Below are 16,551 nucleotides of genomic sequence, written 5' to 3'. Positions count from 1 at the left end.
CACACCGCCGCCGTACGTGCTGCCCGCGCCCGGCGGGTGAACGAAGCCGGGTCGACCGTTCCGGCGACGGTTGCCCTGACCGGCGACCCGGCGACGGATCTCGACCTTGCTGCACAGCTGACGGTCCGCCTCCCCGGTGCCGGGCACGCCACGGCCGGGGAGCCGCAGGAGACAGTCCCGCGTACAGGCCCACTCAGCCGGGCGATCGCAGGCGCCACCATCTCCGGCATCACCGTCCTCGATACGACGGGCCCGCTCACAGACGGTCGAGCGGAGCGCGGCGCGGGCTGTCCCGATCAGCCCAGGACGGTGCGTTGCCCGTTGCGCCGCAGGTGGCCGGCAAGCTGCGCCGGCCGCAGCCCAGGAGGGTGGTTCGGAACGCTCGCGTGGCGGCTCGCGGCAGGGGTGGCGACGGTCCCTGCCGGTAGCGCCCGGGGGTTCCTCCACCGGCCGTGGCTGCGAGCGAGGGGCCGTTGCCGTGCCACCGCAGTACCGGCCGCACCTCCCGGCGCGCCGCCGACCTCCGCGGCCGGCTCCCGGCCGTCGGAGTGCCTCTCCCCGGAGCCCGCCGCGACGGCACCGTCTGCCGGGAATCGGGCCCGGCCGGTGCGGTACGCGCCGGCATCCCCGTGTCCCGTTGCCGTGCCGGCCTCGGCGTCGTGGCCGTTCTCGCGCATCCACGTCGTGCAGACCTGCCGCCCGCGGACCGCCGGGTGCCGTGCCCGGCGGGCGGCGGTCGGGCCCTTTGGTCAGCGTCTCCGAGGGCACCCCCCGGCCCCGGTGGCGCCCTCGCGGGCCATCCGGTCGACAGGGGTCCGGCAGCCGTGCCGGCCCTTGGGGCCGGCGGCCCCGTTGCAGGGCCGCGGAAGACATGACGGGGCCGTCGCGGCGTCGGTGGCCGGACGGCTCCGGCCGGTCCGCGCCCGGCCCGCCCTTCCAGGCGGGCCCGTGCACGACGGCCCGCCACGATCCCGTCGCCGACCGCGGCGCCTGCCCGGCGGCATGCGTGTCGACCCGCGGTCCGGCTTCACCGGGCGAGAAGCGCCGCCTCGTCGGCCTGTCGGTCGACGTCCGCCGCGGCGCGGCCGGCGCGGCCGGTGACCTTCCAGGCCGCCATGCGCAGGGCGACGGCGGGTGAGGGCGGGAAGACGCCGAGCTGGCCGAGCATGGTGATGTCGTCCCGTACGGCCTCGTGGCCTGCCACCCGGCCGTCGCGGACGTCGAGCACGTGGATCTGCTCGAAGTCGATGTCCCTGCCGGTCGGGGGTACGGCCTGGTCGAGCGATCCGTCCTTGAAGCGGACGAAGGGGCCCGTGTGGTGTCCCTGCATCCGCAGCCGGACCCACACCTGGTGGTCGTTGCCGGCCACGTCGAGGATCTCGAAGTGCAGGCCGGTGAACGCCGAGCGCATCCAGGCTCCCGAGGCCAGGACGCCGGCCGGTCCCGGCACGGCGCAGGCGGCGGGTGCGACGGCCGCCTCACGGTTGCGGAAGTCGTCGGAGACCACCGCGGCGGCCAGAGCCGCGTCGCCCGTCTCCAGGACGCGGAAGAGGCCACGGGCGAGGTCGTCGGTGTTCATGGTCATGATCGGGGGATGCCTTTCGTCCAGCGGTGAATCCGCGTGGTTCGGACACGCGTACTTATTGAGGTTTCATGCTACCTAATCATTTCTTGTTGAGTGTCTCGATGTAGGGTGGACCTGTGTCCCCGAAGCGTGTCTACGTGTCTCCCCTGCGTGAGCAGGCCGCCGCCCTCACCCGGCAGAGGATCATCGAACGGGCCACCGAGCTGTTCGCGAGCCGCGGCTACGGGCTGGTCACCGTCGCCGACATCGCGGCCGCCGCCGGCGTCTCGGCGAAGACGGTGTTCGCGAGCGTGGGCAGCAAGAGCGACCTCCTGGACGAGATCGTCACGCGCGGAGTGGCCGCCTCGGGCTACCAGGAGGCCGTGCGGCAAGCCCTCGCCCTGGAGACCCCCGAGGCGGTCCTGGAGGTTCTCGCCCGCGGCACGCGGGCGGGCAACGAGCAGCACTTCCGCGTCCACGAGGCGATCCACAAGGCGCTGCCGACCCACGCGGACGGTGAAGCGCTCTGGCTCCGTGCCACCTCCGACTACCGCGACGCGCTCGACGCCATCGCGCGGCACCTGCACACCCTGCTCCCCCCGCCCTCCTGCACGCAGCAGGAAACCGCCCAGTCGCTGTGGTTCTGGTTCGGCCCCTCGGGCTGGCGCACCCTCGTGGTCGAGAACGCGTGCTCGTGGGAGCACGCCGAGCACTTCCTGCGCCGGACCGCCGCCGCGACGCTGTACTGGAAGTCCTGACCGGTCCGAAGAGGGCAGGGGCCAGTACCGGCGACGGGCCGGCTGCCGCCGGAGGGACCGGCGGTGCCCAGGACCTCACGGACCCTTCCGCCCCCGCGGACTCCTCGACCCCGCCGCACCTGCGCACACGCTGCGAGGAACGGCTGTGGGCGACGTCAGGGCCACTGACGGTGCGGCATGGGACAAGGAAGGCCGACGCCCGGCTCGGACGACCTCCCCGGGATGCCCGCACGCGTGGCTCACGCCGTCAGAGCCGGCCCCGAGGGGGCCGGAGCGCCGGGTACCACCTCCCCGGCGGGATCCGCGGAGCCGATGTCGCGCGGTGCCGCGCCTCCTCGCATCGCGACGCCCGAAACCGGACCTGACGCGGGACTGTTCATGGCCGTACCCGAGGAGTCGGGGGACGTCACCCCGGGGCCGCCCGGCATGATTCCCGAGCACCCCGACCCGCCGGGCTGAGCTGGGGAGGACGTCTCACGTGGTGCTCCGGGCCAGGGCTCCTCGACGCTGCCGGGCTGCCGCGTTCATCCGGCCGGGCGCCAGCCCAGCGCGGGGCCGAGCCCCTGGGCGATGTCCGTGAGGATCTGGACGTAGTCCTCGTGGGCGAAGGTGAAGGGCAGCGCGAAGGCGACCTCGTCGACCTCCTGGAACGCGGCGTGGGCGTGGAGCCGTTCGGCGATCTCGGCGGAGCCTCCCACCAGATCGGGTGCGAACATCATCCGGGCCGGGCCCTGCGGGGCGGCCGTGCGCGGGGTGCGCGCCTTCGCGTACTCCTCGTACGTCGCACGCTGCCCCGGCGTGGCACTGTCCGTGGGAATCACGACGAGGCCCTGGGAGACGCGGGCCCGGTCGCCGTCGGGGTGGTGGGCGCGGAAGGTCCGGATGTGCGACAGCTGCACCTCGGCGAAGTCCTCCGACTCCTCCGCCTTGACGACGCTGCTGGTCAGGAAGTTCATGCCGTGCTCTCCGGCCCAGCGTGCCGAGCGCAGACTGCCGCCCCCGTACCACATGCGGCGGCCCAGGCCGGGTGCCTGCGGCTGGACGCGGTCGGAGAACACCTCGAAGCCCTCCACGCCGCTGAAGTCGGTGGCCGGCGTGCCGCGCACGAAGTCCAGCAGCCGCTCCACGCGGCCGTAGCCGAAGTCCTCCGACTCCGCGGTGTCAGGGTAGAGCGCGTGCTTCACCGCCTCGAAGTGCATCGGGGGGCCGACGCTGACGCCCGGGTTGAGCCGGCCGCCGGACAGCAGGTCGACGGTCGCCAGATCCTCCGCCAGCCGCAGCGGGTTCTCCCAGCCGACCGGGATGACCGCGGTGCCGAGCTCGATCCGGCTGGTCCGCTGGGAGGCCGCGGCAAGGACGGCGACCGGGGAGGAGATGCCGTACTGCAGGTGGCGGTGACGCACCCACGCGCTGTCGAAGCCCAGGCGCTCACCCAGCTCGATGATCTCCAGCGTCGACTCGTGGCCCCGCCGGGGATCGGCCTCGTCGAACAGCCCGATGGTCACGAAGCCGAGCTTCCGCAGGGGGGCCGAGGTCTGTGGCACGGGGCTTCTCCGTCGTTGACGCCGTCTCTGCCGAACGCCGGTTCCCGCGGGGGCGGTCGGCGGTCATCAGGTCAACACGACGGCCGTGGTGAGTAATTCCGCGGGTGGACGGGGGAAGGCGCCGCGGATCCGGGTGAACTGCCTGACCCGTCCGACCTGCAGGGAATCGCCTGGAGTCGTCTGCTGCCCGACTGCAGGGCCGCAGGGTTACCGACCTTGTGCTCGTCGCGGCCGGTGCTCTTCGCCGTCCACCCCGACCGCGGCTGCCGCGGCGTTGTCCCGGCCGGCGCCCTCTCGCCCACCGCGACCACGGAACGGATCGGCGGCGCGCCCGCCCGGGCCTGCCGGGCTCTCGGCTTCCTCACCGGCAGGCTCGCCGTCGAACGCGTCCGCCTGGTGACCGGCCTGCCGCCCGGCACGGCGGCCGGCGTCCGACTTCCCGCCCGGATCCGTGGGCGCCGGAGGAGCGGGAATCCTCGAGACCCCGCTCTTGGGGATACCGGTGTCCGTGCGGAGGGTGTGGACCAGGTCGTCGACCGGGCGGGTGGACACGCCGAGGACGCAGGCCCCATGACGACCGTGTGCAGGACCTTGCCGATGCGGCGCCGGCGCTCGATCAGGCGGGGGAGGAAGCCCTCTCTGCGGACCTGGGGGACGGCCGGCTCCAGGCCGCCGGCCGACGTGGGCGGTGTCTTGCCGCGGTACCCGGTGCGGGTGCCGGTGGCCTGGTTCTCCTGGGCGCCGATCTGGGCGCCGATCCGGGCGCCGACGGCACAAGGCGCGGGCGCCGCTTCCGTCCATGCGTGAGGGAGGGGGCGGACCCGGGCCGTGGCCGAGGTCCCGGTGCGGACCGGCTCCGGAGCTGGTGGACCGTCAGACCTTGACCCGCAGAGAAGAGTCGGCTGCGCGCCGGGGCGGTGCCGCGGGAGGGCGGAGATCATGGCGCAACCTCTTGACGTGTTCCCTCTAAGAACCTAATTTCACGCTGTGTGAAAAGGGTGCTGCTGCTCTTCGGGGCGCCGTCCCTGCGTTCCCGGCCCCTCGGCGCACCCGACCTCGCCCCACCCTGCTGGCGCTCTCGTTCCCGGCCCCGCCCGAACGCCACCACCCTGGCGCATCGCCACCCAGCACAGGAGCCAGCCATGACAACCTCCGCCACACCGGCGGCCGGTGCCCCCGGCACCGGCCGCACCCGGCGCCGAGCCGCCCCGGCCGCCCTGGGCGCCCTGCTCGCCTCGGGCCTGCTCGTCTCGAGCCTGTCCACCGTCCTCCTGAGCGCACCGCAGGCCCAGGCCGCCCCGCTCCCCACCGGGTGGGTGACCGTCACCGCCGGGAACAGCGGCAAGTGCGTCGACGCCGCGGCCGCCGGCACCGCCAACGGCACCGCCGTCCAGCAGTACACCTGCAACGGGACCGCCGCCCAGCAGTGGCGCCTCCAGCCGACCAGCGACGGATACGTCCAGGTCGACACCCGCAACGACACCGCGAAGGCCTGGGACGTCACCGACGTCTCCACGGCCGACGGCGCCCCGATCCAGCTCTGGTCCTACTCGGGCGGCGCCAACCAGCAGTGGCTGCCCGTCGAGGAGGCCGGTGGGACGTACCACTTCGTCAGCCGCAACAGCGGCAAGTGCCTCGACGTGCCCGGCGCCTCCACCGCCGACGGAGCGCGCCTCCAGCAGTACACCTGCAACGGCACCGCGGCGCAGTCCTTCACCCTCGGCTCCGTCGACCTCCCGCAGAACCCGCCGGGCACCCCCGACCTCGGCCCCAACGTCTCGGTCTTCGACCCGTCGATGTCCTCGGCGTCCGTCCAGGCCCGGCTCGACCAGGTCTTCGCCCAGCAGGAGTCGAACCAGTTCGGCCCGCAGCGCTACGCCCTGCTCTTCAAGCCGGGCAGCTACGACGTCGACGCCAACGTCGGCTTCTACACCCAGGTCGCCGGCCTGGGCCTGTCGCCGGACGACGTGACCGTCAACGGCGCGGTGCACGCCGAGGCCGACTGGTTCCAGGGCAACGCCACCCAGAACTTCTGGCGTTCCGCGGAGAACCTCTCCGTCAACCCGGCCGGCGGCACGGACCGCTGGGCTGTCTCGCAGGCCGCCCCGTACCGCCGGATGCACGTACGCGGCAACCTGCAACTGGACGACGGCGGCTGGTCCAGCGGCGGCTTCATGGCCGACTCCCTGATCGACGGACAAGTGCGCTCCGGCTCGCAGCAGCAGTGGCTGTCGCGCAACAGCCAGTGGGGCAGCTGGAGCGGCTCCAACTGGAACATGGTCTTCGTCGGTGACGTCAACGCGCCCGCCGGCACCTTCCCCAACCCGCCCTACACCACGGTCGCGCAGTCGCCCGTGACCCGCGAGAAGCCCTTCCTGTACGTCGACCAGGCCGGCGCCTACAAGGTCTTCGTCCCCGCGCTGCGCACCGGCACCCAGGGCACGACGTGGGCGGGCGGCAACCAGGCGGGCGCCTCGCTGCCGATCGACCAGTTCTTCATCGTCAAGCCCGGCGCCACCGCGAGCGACATCGACGCCGCACTCGCGCAGGGCAAAAACCTGCTCTTCACCCCGGGTGTCTACCACCTCGACCGCACCCTGCAGATCGACCGCGCCGACACCGTGGTCCTGGGCCTGGGCCTGGCCACCCTCGTCCCCGACAACGGCGTCACCGCGGTCAGCGTGGCCGACGTCGACGGCGTGAGGATCGCCGGACTGCTCGTCGACGCCGGCACCACCGGTTCGCAGACGCTGATGCAGATCGGCCCGGCCGGCTCCTCCGCCCGGCACACCGCGAACCCGACCTCGCTGCACGACGTCTTCTTCCGCATCGGCGGCGCGGGCGTCGGCAGGGCTGCCCGGAGCCTCGTGGTCAACAGCTCGGACGTCATCGGCGACCACATGTGGCTCTGGCGCGCCGACCACGGCAGCGGCGTCGGCTGGAACACCAACACCGCCGCCAACGGCCTGATCGTCAACGGGACCGACGTGACGATGTACGGGCTGTTCGTCGAGCACTACCAGCAGCACCAGGTGGTCTGGAACGGCAACGGCGGGCGCACGTACTTCTTCCAGAACGAGATGCCCTACGACCCGCCCGACCAGGCCGCCTGGATGAACGGCGCCACGCGCGGCTACGACGCCTACCTGGTCGGCCCGTCGGTGACCACGCACGAGGCCTGGGGCCTGGGCAGCTACTGCTACTTCAACGTCAACCCGTCCGTCGTCGCCGACCGGGCCTTCGAGGCCCCCGCCGTCCCCGGGGTCCGCTTCCACGACATGGTGACCGTCTCGCTCGGCGGCACCGGCACCATCAACCGCGTCATCAACGACACCGGCGGCACCTCCAACGCCGCGAACAACGTGACCGACCTGGTCTCCGGCCCCTGACTCCGCCCGGCCGGGCACCCGGCGGGGCCGCCGTCCGCACGGCGGCCCCGCCCCCGTTCCTTCCTCCCCTTTCACCGCACTCCTCGGCCCCGCCCCCGCCCCTCCCTCCCACCGCCGTCCCAGGTTCCGGCACCACCCGCCCGCCCACCGTCCGCCCCGGTCAGGGGGCCTGCGCCCTCAGGCGCGTCCCGGACGGCGCCGGCGCGGTCGTCGGGCCCGCCGACCACACCGCCGGCACCCGCCCCCGGACCGGCCGCGGCCCCGGACCGGCCGCGGCCCCGCTCGGCGGAGCGGCACCGTGGGGGGAGAGAGACGGCCGTGGCGTGACGACCGAGCCGGGGAGGACGGGGGAGGAGGCGTTCCTTCTTCGGCTTTCCGCCGCGGGGAAGCGGACCCCGCACGCGGAGCGGGCCGTGGACCGCACCCGCTCAGGCGGCGTCGCGCGGACCGGAGCGAGGTGGCGGGCGGCCGTCACCGCTGCCTGGTCGGGGCGCTGTCCGCTGCGCTCCCGACGAGCGGATGGCCGCCCGCGTCGAGGAAGCGGGCGAGCGGCAGGGTGGCGGCGCCGACGGTGACGGCGTCGGCGCCCAGCAGGCCGAGTTCGACGGTGGTCCGGGCGAAGGGGCGGTGCAGCGCATAGGCGGCCGCGGCCGTGCGGACGGCGTCGAGCAGCCGGGGCCCGATCATCAGCCCGGCCCAGCCGCAGAGCACGATGCGTTCGGGGGCGAAGAGGTTGACCAGGTCGGCGATGCCGGCGCCCAGGTACTCGGCGGTCTCGTCCAGCAGGGCGACGGCGGCCGGGTCGCCGCTTCCGGCGGCCTCGAGCAGCGCCCCGACGGCCGCCTCCTCGCCGGCGCCGGTGTGCACGCCCCAGCGCTCGGCCAGCGCCTCGGCGCCCACGTACGCCTCCAGGCAGCCGCGGGCCCCGCAGCGGCAGCGGCGCCCGCCGACCTGCAGGGTGGTGTGCCCCCACTCCCCGGCGCTGGTGCCGGTCCCGCGGTACGGCTTGCCGTCGGTGACCACGCAGGCGCCGACGCCGGACCCCAGCAGGGCGATGACGGCGTTGCGGGCGCCGCGGCCCGCGCCGAACCACATCTCGGCCTGGCCGAGGGTGATGGCGCCGTTGTCGATGTGGAGCGGCAGCCGGGTGCCCTCGGCGAGCAGCGCGCCCAGGGGCACGGCGTTCCAGCCGATGGTCTGTCCGTGCACGACCGCCCCGGAGCCGTCCGTGCCCTGCTCGACGATGCCGGGGACGCCGATGCCGACACCGAGCACCAGGGCGGGGTCGACGCGGGCGTCCCGCAGCACGGCGGACAGGCCGTCGAGGACGAGCCGGACCACCGTGGCGACCTCGTGGCCGCTGTCGGCCAACGGCCGGTCGGCGGAGGACAGCTCGGTGAGGGCGAGGTCGAACAGGGCGACCCGGACGCGGGTCTCGCCGACGTCCACGCCGACGAGGAGGCCGTGCCGGGGGGCGACCTTGAGCATGACGCGGGGGCGGCCGCCGTCGGAGCCGACCGAGCCGGCCTCCTCGACGACGCCGTCGGCGAGGAGCTCGGAGACGACGTTGCTGATGGATCCCGTGCTCAGCCCGGTGTCCCTCGCCAACTCCTGCCGGCTGAGGGGGCCTTCGAAGTACAGATGGCGCAGAAGCGCCGATCGGTTGCCGCGCCGCAGGTCGCGCACTGTCCGACTGTCCCGCTCTGCCATGTCGGCCCTCTCCCCCTGGCGGTCCGGTGCTGTTCCGGACCTTGACGCCGGGTTTTCCCCCATGTTAAATCACGCCTTGAATTAAGACGTGACGTACCTCACTTCCACGGTTCACCCCGGAGGCGATCCCGGTCATGCGCACCACTCGTATCACGGCTCCCGCGGCACTCGCGGCCGTACTCCTCGTCTGCACCACCGCCTGCGGCGGAGGCTCATCGACCGGCGGCAGCGCCCAGGGCGGCCCCGAGGAGCTCACCTACTGGGCCAGCAACCAGGGCTCGAGCCTCGAGGCCGACCAGCAGGTCCTCACACCCGAACTCAAGAAGTTCCAGCAGCAGACCGGCATCAAGGTCAAGCTCGAGGTCGTCCCGTGGAGCGACCTGCTCAACCGCATCCTCGCGGCCGCCGCCTCCGGCCAGGGCCCCGACGTCCTCAACATCGGCAACACCTGGTCCTCCTCCCTGCAGGCGACCGGAGCCCTGCGCCCCTTCGACGCGAAGGCCTTCGAGGCCATCGGGGGCAAGGACCGCTTCGTCGCCTCCGCGATCGGCGCGACGGGCGCCCAGGGCAAGGACCCGGCCGCAGTGCCGCTGTACTCCCTCGCCTACGGCCTGTACTACAACAAGAAGATGTTCGCCGACGCCGGCATAGCCGAGCCGCCCGCCACCTGGGACGAACTGGTCGCCGACGGCAAGATGCTCACCAAGGACGGCAGGTACGGCCTCGCGGTCGAGGGCGGCAACCCGTCCGAGAACGTCCACCACGCCTTCGTCCTCGGCAAGCAGCACGGCGCCGACTTCTTCGACGCCGCCGGCAAGCCGGACTTCACCACCCCCGGGGCCGTGGCCGCCGTCAAGCAGTACGTCGACTTCATGGCCGCCGACAGGATCGTCGCCCCGGGCAGTGCCGAGTACGCGGCCAACCAGGCGGTGACCGACTTCGCCACCGGCAAGGCGGCCATGCTGCTGTGGCAGGCCGCCGGCTCCTCGCTGAAGTCCCACGGCATGAAGCCCGGCGACTACGGCGTCGCCCGGGTGCCCATGCGGACCAAGGACGCCACCGGCCCCACCGCGGTCAACTCGATGGTCGCCGGCATCAACCTCGCCGTCTTCAACAAGACGGCCAACGCCGACGGCGCGCTGAAGTTCGTGAAGTTCATGACCGGCGACGACGAGCAGCGGATCCTCAACGCCGCCTACGGGTCGCTCCCGCCGACCAAGGCGGCCCAGTCCGACCCGGCCTTCGCCACCCCCGACCTGAAGGTGCTCGCCGACGCGCTCGCCCACACCGCCGCACCGCTCCCGCAGGTCGCCGACGAGAGCCAGTTCGAGACCGCCGTCGGCACGGCCGTGAAGGACCTCTTCGCCGACGCCGCCGCCGGCCGCCCGGTCACCACCGACAGCGTCAGGACCGCCCTCCAGAAGGCCCAGCAGCAGATGCCGGCCTCGTGAGGACGCGCCGACCCGTGGCCCGCCCCGCCCTGCCCGCACAGCACGGCCCCACCGCCCCACCCCTCGGCGCCCCCCGGCCGCCGCAGAAGAGGGCCCCGGGCCGGTCCCCGCTGGCCCGGATCCTCCCACCGGCCCGGCTGCGGCGCGCCTGGCTCCCGTACGCGCTGCTCCTGCCGGCCCTTGCCCTGGAACTGCTTGTCCACCTGGTGCCGATGCTCGTCGGCATCGCCATGAGCTTCAGGCAGCTGACCCAGTTCTTCATCGGCAACTGGTCCGCGGCCCCCTGGGCGGGGCTGGACAACTACCGCCTCGTGGTGGACGTCCACGCGCCGGTCGGCGCGGACCTGCTCGCGTCCTTCGCCGTCACCTGCCGGTTCACCCTGCTGTCCGTCGGCCTGTCCTGGCTGCTCGGCACGGGCGCCGCGCTCCTGATGCAGGACGCCTTCCGGGGCCGCGGCCTGCTGCGCACCGTCTTCCTGGTGCCCTACGCGCTCCCGGTGTACGCGGCGGTCATCACCTGGGCGTTCATGTTCCAGCGGGACACCGGCATGGTCAACCACCTCCTGCACGACCAGCTGCACCTCACCGGGGAGCGCCCCTTCTGGCTCATCGGCGACAACAGCTTCGCCGCACTGGTGACCGTCTCGGTCTGGCGCCAGTGGCCCTTCGCCTTCCTGTGCCTCACCGCAGGACTGCAGAACATCCCCCGCGAACTGTACGAGGCGGCCGCGATGGACGGTGCGGGCGTCCTGCGGCAGATCCGGTCCATCACCCTGCCGTCGCTGCGCCCGGTCAACCAGGTGCTGGTGCTGGTGCTGTTCCTGTGGACGTTCAACGACTTCAACACGCCCTACGTGCTGTTCGGACGCGCCGCACCCCGCGCGGCGGACCTGGTGTCCGTCCACATCTACCAGTCGTCCTTCGTGACCTGGAACTTCGGCTCCGGCTCGGCGATGTCCGTGCTCCTGCTGCTGTTCCTGCTCGTCGTGACGGTGCTGTACCTGGCCGTGACCTCCTCGAGGAGGAAGGATGCCTGACGCCCGCAGCCCCATGGCCCCGCCGCGCTCGCTGGTGTGGACCCGGCGCGTCGTCCTGGGCGCGCTCACCGCCTTCGCGCTCGCACCGGTTTTCGTCATGGCCGTCTCGTCGCTGAAGCCGCTCCAGGACGTGCAGGGACCCTTCCACTGGCTCCCCAGCCACCTGACCCTGCGCCCCTACCGCGACATCTGGCACACCGTCCCGCTGGCCCACTACTTCCTCAACTCGCTGATCGTGGCGGCCGGCGCGACGGTCTGCTCGGTCACCGTGGCCGTCTTCGCCGCCTACGCGGTCAGCCGCCACCGGTTCCGCGGGCGCCGCCTGTTCTCGCTGACCATCCTGTCCACCCAGATGTTCCCCGGCATCCTCTTCCTGCTGCCGCTCTTCCTGATCCTCGTCAACCTCGGCAACGCCACCGGCATCGCGCTGTACGGCAGCCGGGGCGGCCTGATCCTGACCTACCTGACCTTCTCGCTCCCCTTCTCCGTCTGGATGCTCGTCGGCTACTTCGACTCGATCCCCCGGGACCTGGACGAGGCAGCCCTCGTCGACGGCTGCGGCCCGCTCGGCGCCCTGCTGCGCGTGGTCGTCCCCGCCGCCGTACCCGGCATCGTCGCCGTGTGCGTGTACGCCTTCATGGCGGCCTGGGGCGAGGTGCTGTTCGCCTCCGTCATGACCACCACCGCCACCCGCACCCTCGCCGTCGGCCTGCAGGGCTACGCCACGCAGAGCGACGTCTACTGGAACCAGGTCATGGCCGCCTCGCTCGTGGTCAGCGTGCCGGTGGTGGGCGGGTTCCTGCTGCTCCAGCGCTACCTCGTCGCCGGACTGACCGCCGGCGCGGTCAAGTGAGGCACCCGGTGGCCGGCCCCGCGCAACCCGCCCCTGACCACCCGGCGAACGAAAGGCAGCCCGTGTTCCCCGACCTCAGCGACCTCCCCGACACCTTCGTCTGGGGCGCCGCGACGGCCGCCTACCAGATCGAGGGGGCAGCGGCCGAGGACGGCCGCGCCCCCTCCATCTGGGACACCTTCTCCCGCACACCGGGCAAGGTCGCCGACGGCGACACCGGCGACACCGCCTGCGACCACTACCACCGGTGGCCGCAGGACGTCGCCCTGATGCGCGGCCTCGGCCTGGACGCCTACCGCTTCTCCATCGCGTGGCCGCGCGTGGTGCCGCAGGGCGGAGGGCCGGTCAACCCCGCCGGCCTGGCCTTCTACGACCGCCTGGTCGACGCACTGCTGGAGGCCGGCATCACCCCCTTCCCCACCCTCTACCACTGGGACCTCCCGCAGGCCCAGCAGGACCGCGGCGGCTGGCCGCAGCGGGAGACCGCCCTGCGCTTCGCCGAGTACGCCTCGGTGGTCGCCGAAAGGCTGGGGGACCGGGTCACCCACTGGGCGACGCTCAACGAACCGCTGTGCTCCTCCTGGATCGGCCACCTGCAGGGACTCATGGCCCCCGGCCTCACCGACATCACCGCCGCCGTCCGCGCCTCCTACCACCTGCACCTGGGCCACGGCCTCGCCGTCCAGGCGCTGCGCGCCGCCGTCCCGCAGGCCAGGATCGGCATCGTCAACAACCTCAGCCCCTGCACACCCGCCTCGGACCGGCCGGAGGACGTCGCCGCCGCACGGCGCGCCGACGGCCACACCAACCGCTGGTGGCTGGACCCCGTCCACGGCCGCGGCTACCCCCAGGACATGGTGGAGCTGTACGGCGTGCAGCTGCCGGAGCGCCCGGGCGACATGGCGGCCATCGCCGCCCCGCTGGACTGGCTGGGCCTGAACTACTACTTCCGCGAGGTCGTCGCCGACGACCCCTCGGGACCGCTGCCCCGCGCACGCCCCGTGCGCCTGCCCGGCGTCCGGCGCACCGCGATGGACTGGGAGGTGCACGCCGACGGCCTGGAACAGCTGCTGCTGCGCCTGACCGAGGAGTACGGCGCGCGCAGCATCTACGTCACCGAGAACGGTTCGGCGTACGAGGACCGCCCCGGCCCCGACGGACGGGTGCACGACCCCGAGCGCACCGCCTACCTGGAGGAGCACCTCGCCGCCTGCGCCCGCGCGGTGCGCGGCGGGGCCCCGCTGGCCGGCTACTTCGCCTGGTCGCTGCTGGACAACTTCGAATGGGCCTACGGCTACCGCAAGCGCTTCGGCCTCGTCCACGTCGACTACCCGACACAACGCCGGACCGTGAAGGACAGCGGGCGCCGTTACGCCGACATCATCGGGGCCCACCGGCGGGGCCGCACCGGGCCGGCCGGGTGCGCCGGGTCGCACTCCGCCGGTGACCCTGGACGTGCATCCGTGATGCCGGTCGGCCGTCCGGGATCAGGCCGGCGCCGGTGAAGCAGCCGTCGATCAGGTGGTGCGGGGTGGTCGGTCCGGGGCGGGCAGCCGGCCGGGGCGCGTCCAGCGGTCCGCACGGTTTTCGGTGCGGCTCCCGATCATGGAAGGAGCACCCCATGAGCGACGCGACTGCCTCTGCCGAGGCGGTTGACGGGGTCCGGCCGGGCCGGCGGCGGACCTGCTGGACGACCGGTTGACCGGGCGGCCGACCGGGCCCGGCCGCGCACGGCCGGGCGGAGGGCCGGGCGCGGACCGCCGCACGGGTGGCCGCGCCGGTCGGCCGGAAGTCCCATGCCCTCTCCGGCGTCCCCGGGGCCGCTCGGCCCATGCGCCGACGGAGCTTCGGCCCGCAGCTGCCGGCGCGGCGGGTGGCCGAGTGCGACGAGCAGGCCGTCGCGGTGTGGAAGGAGGCGATCCGGGCGGAGGCGGAAGAGCGCCGGCGGCCTGCGGGGCATGGATCTGCTTCGAGGACGAACCGGGACTCACCCGCTGACCGCCCTGAGGAGGCACCCGGGGACGGCACGGCACCACCCCGGTGGTGGCGGTCGGCGGCCGCCGCTGCCCGGGCGAGCGCGACCGCGTCCGGCCGGTCTGCGCCGAACGCTGCCTGTCCGACCCCGCCTCCGTCCGGAGACGGTGTGTCCGGTGACGGGCGCATCCGATATGATAGCGCCTACTATAATTCTGCGATGTGTGAGAGGACGCCATGGCTGGAGGTCGGCCGCGGGCCTTCGACGTCGATGAGGTGCTGGACCGGGCGCTCGAAGTGTTCTGGCGCCATGGGTACGAGGGCGCCGGGATCTCACAGCTCACCAGCGCGATGGGTATCAACCCGCCAAGCCTGTACAACACCTTCGGCAACAAGCAGGAACTGTTCCGGCAGGTCCTCGACCGCTACGCGGACGGTCCGGCCGGCTACATGCAGAAGGCTTTCACCGAGCCCACCGCCCTCCAGGTCGTCGAGGCCCTGCTGCATGGTGGTGCGGATGCCACGACCCGTCCCGACTGCCCTCCCGGGTGCCTGACGCTGCAGGGCGGACTCGCGGCTGCCCCGGGGTCGGAGCAGGCCGTCGCCGAGCTTGCCAGGCGCCGCGCTGCCGGGGAAACGGCCCTGCGGGCGCGGCTGGAGAGGGCCCAGGACGAGGGGGAGATCCCCGCCGACGCGTCCCCCGCGGACCTCGCCCGCTTCTTCGCCACCGTGTTTCAGGGCCTGGCCGTCCAGGCCGTGGGCGGTGCGAGCAGCGAGGAACTGCACCGGGTCATCGACCTCGCGATGAAGGCCTGGCCGACGGCGGACTGACACCGGAAGCCGACGCCCCCACCCCGGCCGCCCCGGGCCGTGGGGGGCTGCCGGTGCAGGAGGGCCGCCTGTTTGCGGAGCGGGAACTGCAAGGGGGTGGGTCTGGTGCGGTTCGACGGGCATCCGCGAGCAGGGGCTGAGTCCCCGCAAGGACGTCCCTCCTGGAGGGCACCGGGGAGGAGAGGCCCTGCCCCCGGCGCCCGTTCACGCCGGGGGCCGAGGCCGGGACCGTCGAGCCGTGCGGGCGCGGTGACCGCCCGGTCGGGCAGGCCGGCCGGGGTGCCGGCCTGACCGGGACCGCGGTCCGCGACCGGGTCTGCCGGGCCCAGGCCGACGCCGGCCACCCGCACACCGGGCCGGTCGCCGACGCCCTGCGCGTGACCTGCCGCCACCGCAGCCTCCACGACGACGGAACCGCCCGCGCCGCCCGACCACCGCACCACCCTGTCCGTCAGGACGGCGCAGGCTCAAGGGGCATCCGTGGGGCTTGTGCCGAGTCGTTGCCGCGGGCATGGGGACGGGATGGGGCCGGACCCGGCGATGACGGCCCGGGTGTGCGGTCCCAGGCCGAGTCGCCGGGCGAGCCGGAGGTCGTCGGGGGTGTCGATGTCGAGCCGGGCGCCGGGCACGTCCAGGCCGACGATCTCGTACGCCCCTGTGCGGCGGTGGCGGTCGCGGGAGTCCCCTTCGAAGGCCGGCTCCAGCCGCTGCGGGCCTGCGGCGGTGAGGACGGTGGTGCCGCGGCCCGCGTGGTCGGCGAGGAAGGCCCGCCGGTGCCCCGACGCCGTGTGCAGCACGGTGGCCAGCTCGGTGCTCCGCAGGGCGGGCAGGTCGGCGGTCAGGACAGCGATCGCGCCGCTGCGGCCGAGCATCTGCGCATGCCGGGCCGCTGTGCGGACGGCCGCGTTGAGTCCTGCTGGTGGCCGGTCGGGTACCGGTACCGCGCCCGCGTACCGGGCCTCTGCCGCCGCCTCCTGATCGTCCGTCACCACCAGGACGCGGGTGACTGCCGCAGTGCCGAGGACCGCCTCCAGGGTGTCCCGGAAGAAGGCGTGGGCCAGGGTCCTGCGGGAGGCGCAGGACGCACCGGCCAGCCGGCTCTTGGCCGCCGCGAACGGTTTCACGGGCAGCACGACGGTCCAGGCCGCCTGCAGGGCCGTCACTGCGTTGCCGACCGGGCGGCTGCCCGGGGGTCCTGCCGGTCGGAGGAGCCGGCATCCAGCAGCGGCAGCAGTTCCGGCAGGTGCCCGTCGGAGGCGAGGGCTGCGGCGCGGCGCTCGGCGGGCACCTCGCCGTAGAGGGTGGTGCGCTGGCGGGCCGGGCGGCCGGCGGCCTGCGCGATGGCCTCCAGGTCGCGGACGGACCGGTGGGAGCCGTAGGCGGAGCCCGCCATCCGGGAGATGGTCTCCTCCATGAGGGTGCCGCCCAGGTCGTTGGCGC

Annotated in this window: 13 protein-coding genes; 7 read left to right on the top strand and 6 right to left on the bottom strand. The window is 73.6% G+C overall.

Features of this window, described 5'->3' with window-relative positions; genetic code table 11:
• Positions 1 to 1,027: 1,027 nt before the first annotated feature.
• Positions 1,028 to 1,585 carry an ester cyclase gene (locus tag LO771_RS27605; RefSeq protein ID WP_230747513.1) on the bottom strand — a complete coding sequence of 186 codons (558 nt, stop codon included), beginning with the start codon at positions 1,583 to 1,585 and terminating at the stop codon, positions 1,028 to 1,030.
• A gap of 137 nt (positions 1,586 to 1,722) precedes the next feature.
• Between LO771_RS27605 and LO771_RS27600 the strand changes: the two genes are divergently transcribed.
• Complete coding sequence (locus LO771_RS27600; RefSeq protein WP_230747512.1) at positions 1,723 to 2,322, top strand: TetR/AcrR family transcriptional regulator; 600 nt, start codon at positions 1,723 to 1,725, stop codon at positions 2,320 to 2,322.
• 524 nt (positions 2,323 to 2,846) lie between these two features.
• On the opposite strand, the gene LO771_RS27595 is transcribed toward LO771_RS27600, so the two are convergent.
• The gene (locus tag LO771_RS27595; protein ID WP_230747510.1) at positions 2,847 to 3,866 is read right to left on the bottom strand and encodes an LLM class flavin-dependent oxidoreductase; all 1,020 of its coding nucleotides are present in this window, start codon (positions 3,864 to 3,866) and stop codon (positions 2,847 to 2,849) included.
• Between the two features lie 71 nt (positions 3,867 to 3,937).
• A complete protein-coding gene (locus LO771_RS31760; RefSeq protein WP_374228264.1) occupies positions 3,938 to 4,807 on the bottom strand; it encodes a transposase in 870 nt (289 codons plus the stop codon).
• Positions 4,808 to 5,008: 201 nt separating this feature from the next.
• On the opposite strand from LO771_RS31760, the gene LO771_RS27590 reads away from it, so the two are divergent.
• Positions 5,009 to 7,255, top strand: coding sequence for an RICIN domain-containing protein (locus LO771_RS27590; protein WP_230747509.1), 2,247 nt, complete (start codon positions 5,009 to 5,011; stop codon positions 7,253 to 7,255).
• Positions 7,256 to 7,726: 471 nt separating this feature from the next.
• On the opposite strand, the gene LO771_RS27585 is transcribed toward LO771_RS27590, so the two are convergent.
• A complete protein-coding gene (locus LO771_RS27585; RefSeq protein WP_230747508.1) occupies positions 7,727 to 8,965 on the bottom strand; it encodes an ROK family transcriptional regulator in 1,239 nt (412 codons plus the stop codon).
• A gap of 134 nt (positions 8,966 to 9,099) precedes the next feature.
• Between LO771_RS27585 and LO771_RS27580 the strand changes: the two genes are divergently transcribed.
• The 5 genes from LO771_RS27580 to LO771_RS27560 all read left to right on the top strand — a co-directional run bounded on the left by LO771_RS27580 (position 9,100) and on the right by LO771_RS27560 (position 15,111).
• On the top strand, positions 9,100 to 10,416 hold the full coding sequence (locus LO771_RS27580; RefSeq protein ID WP_230747507.1) for a sugar ABC transporter substrate-binding protein: 1,317 nt from the start codon (positions 9,100 to 9,102) through the stop codon (positions 10,414 to 10,416).
• 29 nt (positions 10,417 to 10,445) lie between these two features.
• On the top strand, positions 10,446 to 11,453 hold the full coding sequence (locus LO771_RS27575; protein WP_374228265.1) for a carbohydrate ABC transporter permease: 1,008 nt from the start codon (positions 10,446 to 10,448) through the stop codon (positions 11,451 to 11,453).
• Positions 11,446 to 12,306 carry a carbohydrate ABC transporter permease gene (locus LO771_RS27570; RefSeq protein ID WP_230747506.1) on the top strand — a complete coding sequence of 287 codons (861 nt, stop codon included), beginning with the start codon at positions 11,446 to 11,448 and terminating at the stop codon, positions 12,304 to 12,306. Before LO771_RS27575 ends, LO771_RS27570 begins: the two co-directional genes overlap by 8 nt.
• A gap of 62 nt (positions 12,307 to 12,368) precedes the next feature.
• Positions 12,369 to 13,811: a GH1 family beta-glucosidase gene (locus LO771_RS27565; protein WP_230747505.1), complete on the top strand. Its 1,443-nt coding sequence runs from the start codon at positions 12,369 to 12,371 to the stop codon at positions 13,809 to 13,811.
• A gap of 706 nt (positions 13,812 to 14,517) precedes the next feature.
• Positions 14,518 to 15,111 carry a TetR/AcrR family transcriptional regulator gene (locus LO771_RS27560; RefSeq protein WP_230747504.1) on the top strand — a complete coding sequence of 198 codons (594 nt, stop codon included), beginning with the start codon at positions 14,518 to 14,520 and terminating at the stop codon, positions 15,109 to 15,111.
• Between the two features lie 467 nt (positions 15,112 to 15,578).
• Here the strand turns inward: LO771_RS27560 and cofC are convergent, their stop codons facing one another.
• Together cofC and LO771_RS27550 are read right to left on the bottom strand one after the other, a co-directional pair.
• Positions 15,579 to 16,274, bottom strand: a complete 696-nt coding sequence (gene cofC / locus LO771_RS27555) for a 2-phospho-L-lactate guanylyltransferase (RefSeq protein WP_230747503.1) — start codon at positions 16,272 to 16,274, stop codon at positions 15,579 to 15,581.
• Positions 16,271 to 16,551, bottom strand: a 281-nt coding sequence (locus LO771_RS27550; RefSeq protein ID WP_230747501.1) for a hypothetical protein, incomplete at its 5' end; no start/stop codon positions are given. The genes LO771_RS27550 and cofC, both read right to left, overlap by 4 nt.

Source organism: Streptacidiphilus sp. ASG 303 (genome assembly GCF_020991365.1).
Taxonomy (GTDB): Bacteria; Actinomycetota; Actinomycetes; order Streptomycetales; family Streptomycetaceae; genus Peterkaempfera.
Note: the sequence above shows the minus strand (reverse complement) of the source record. Positions and strands in the feature narration are given on the sequence as shown.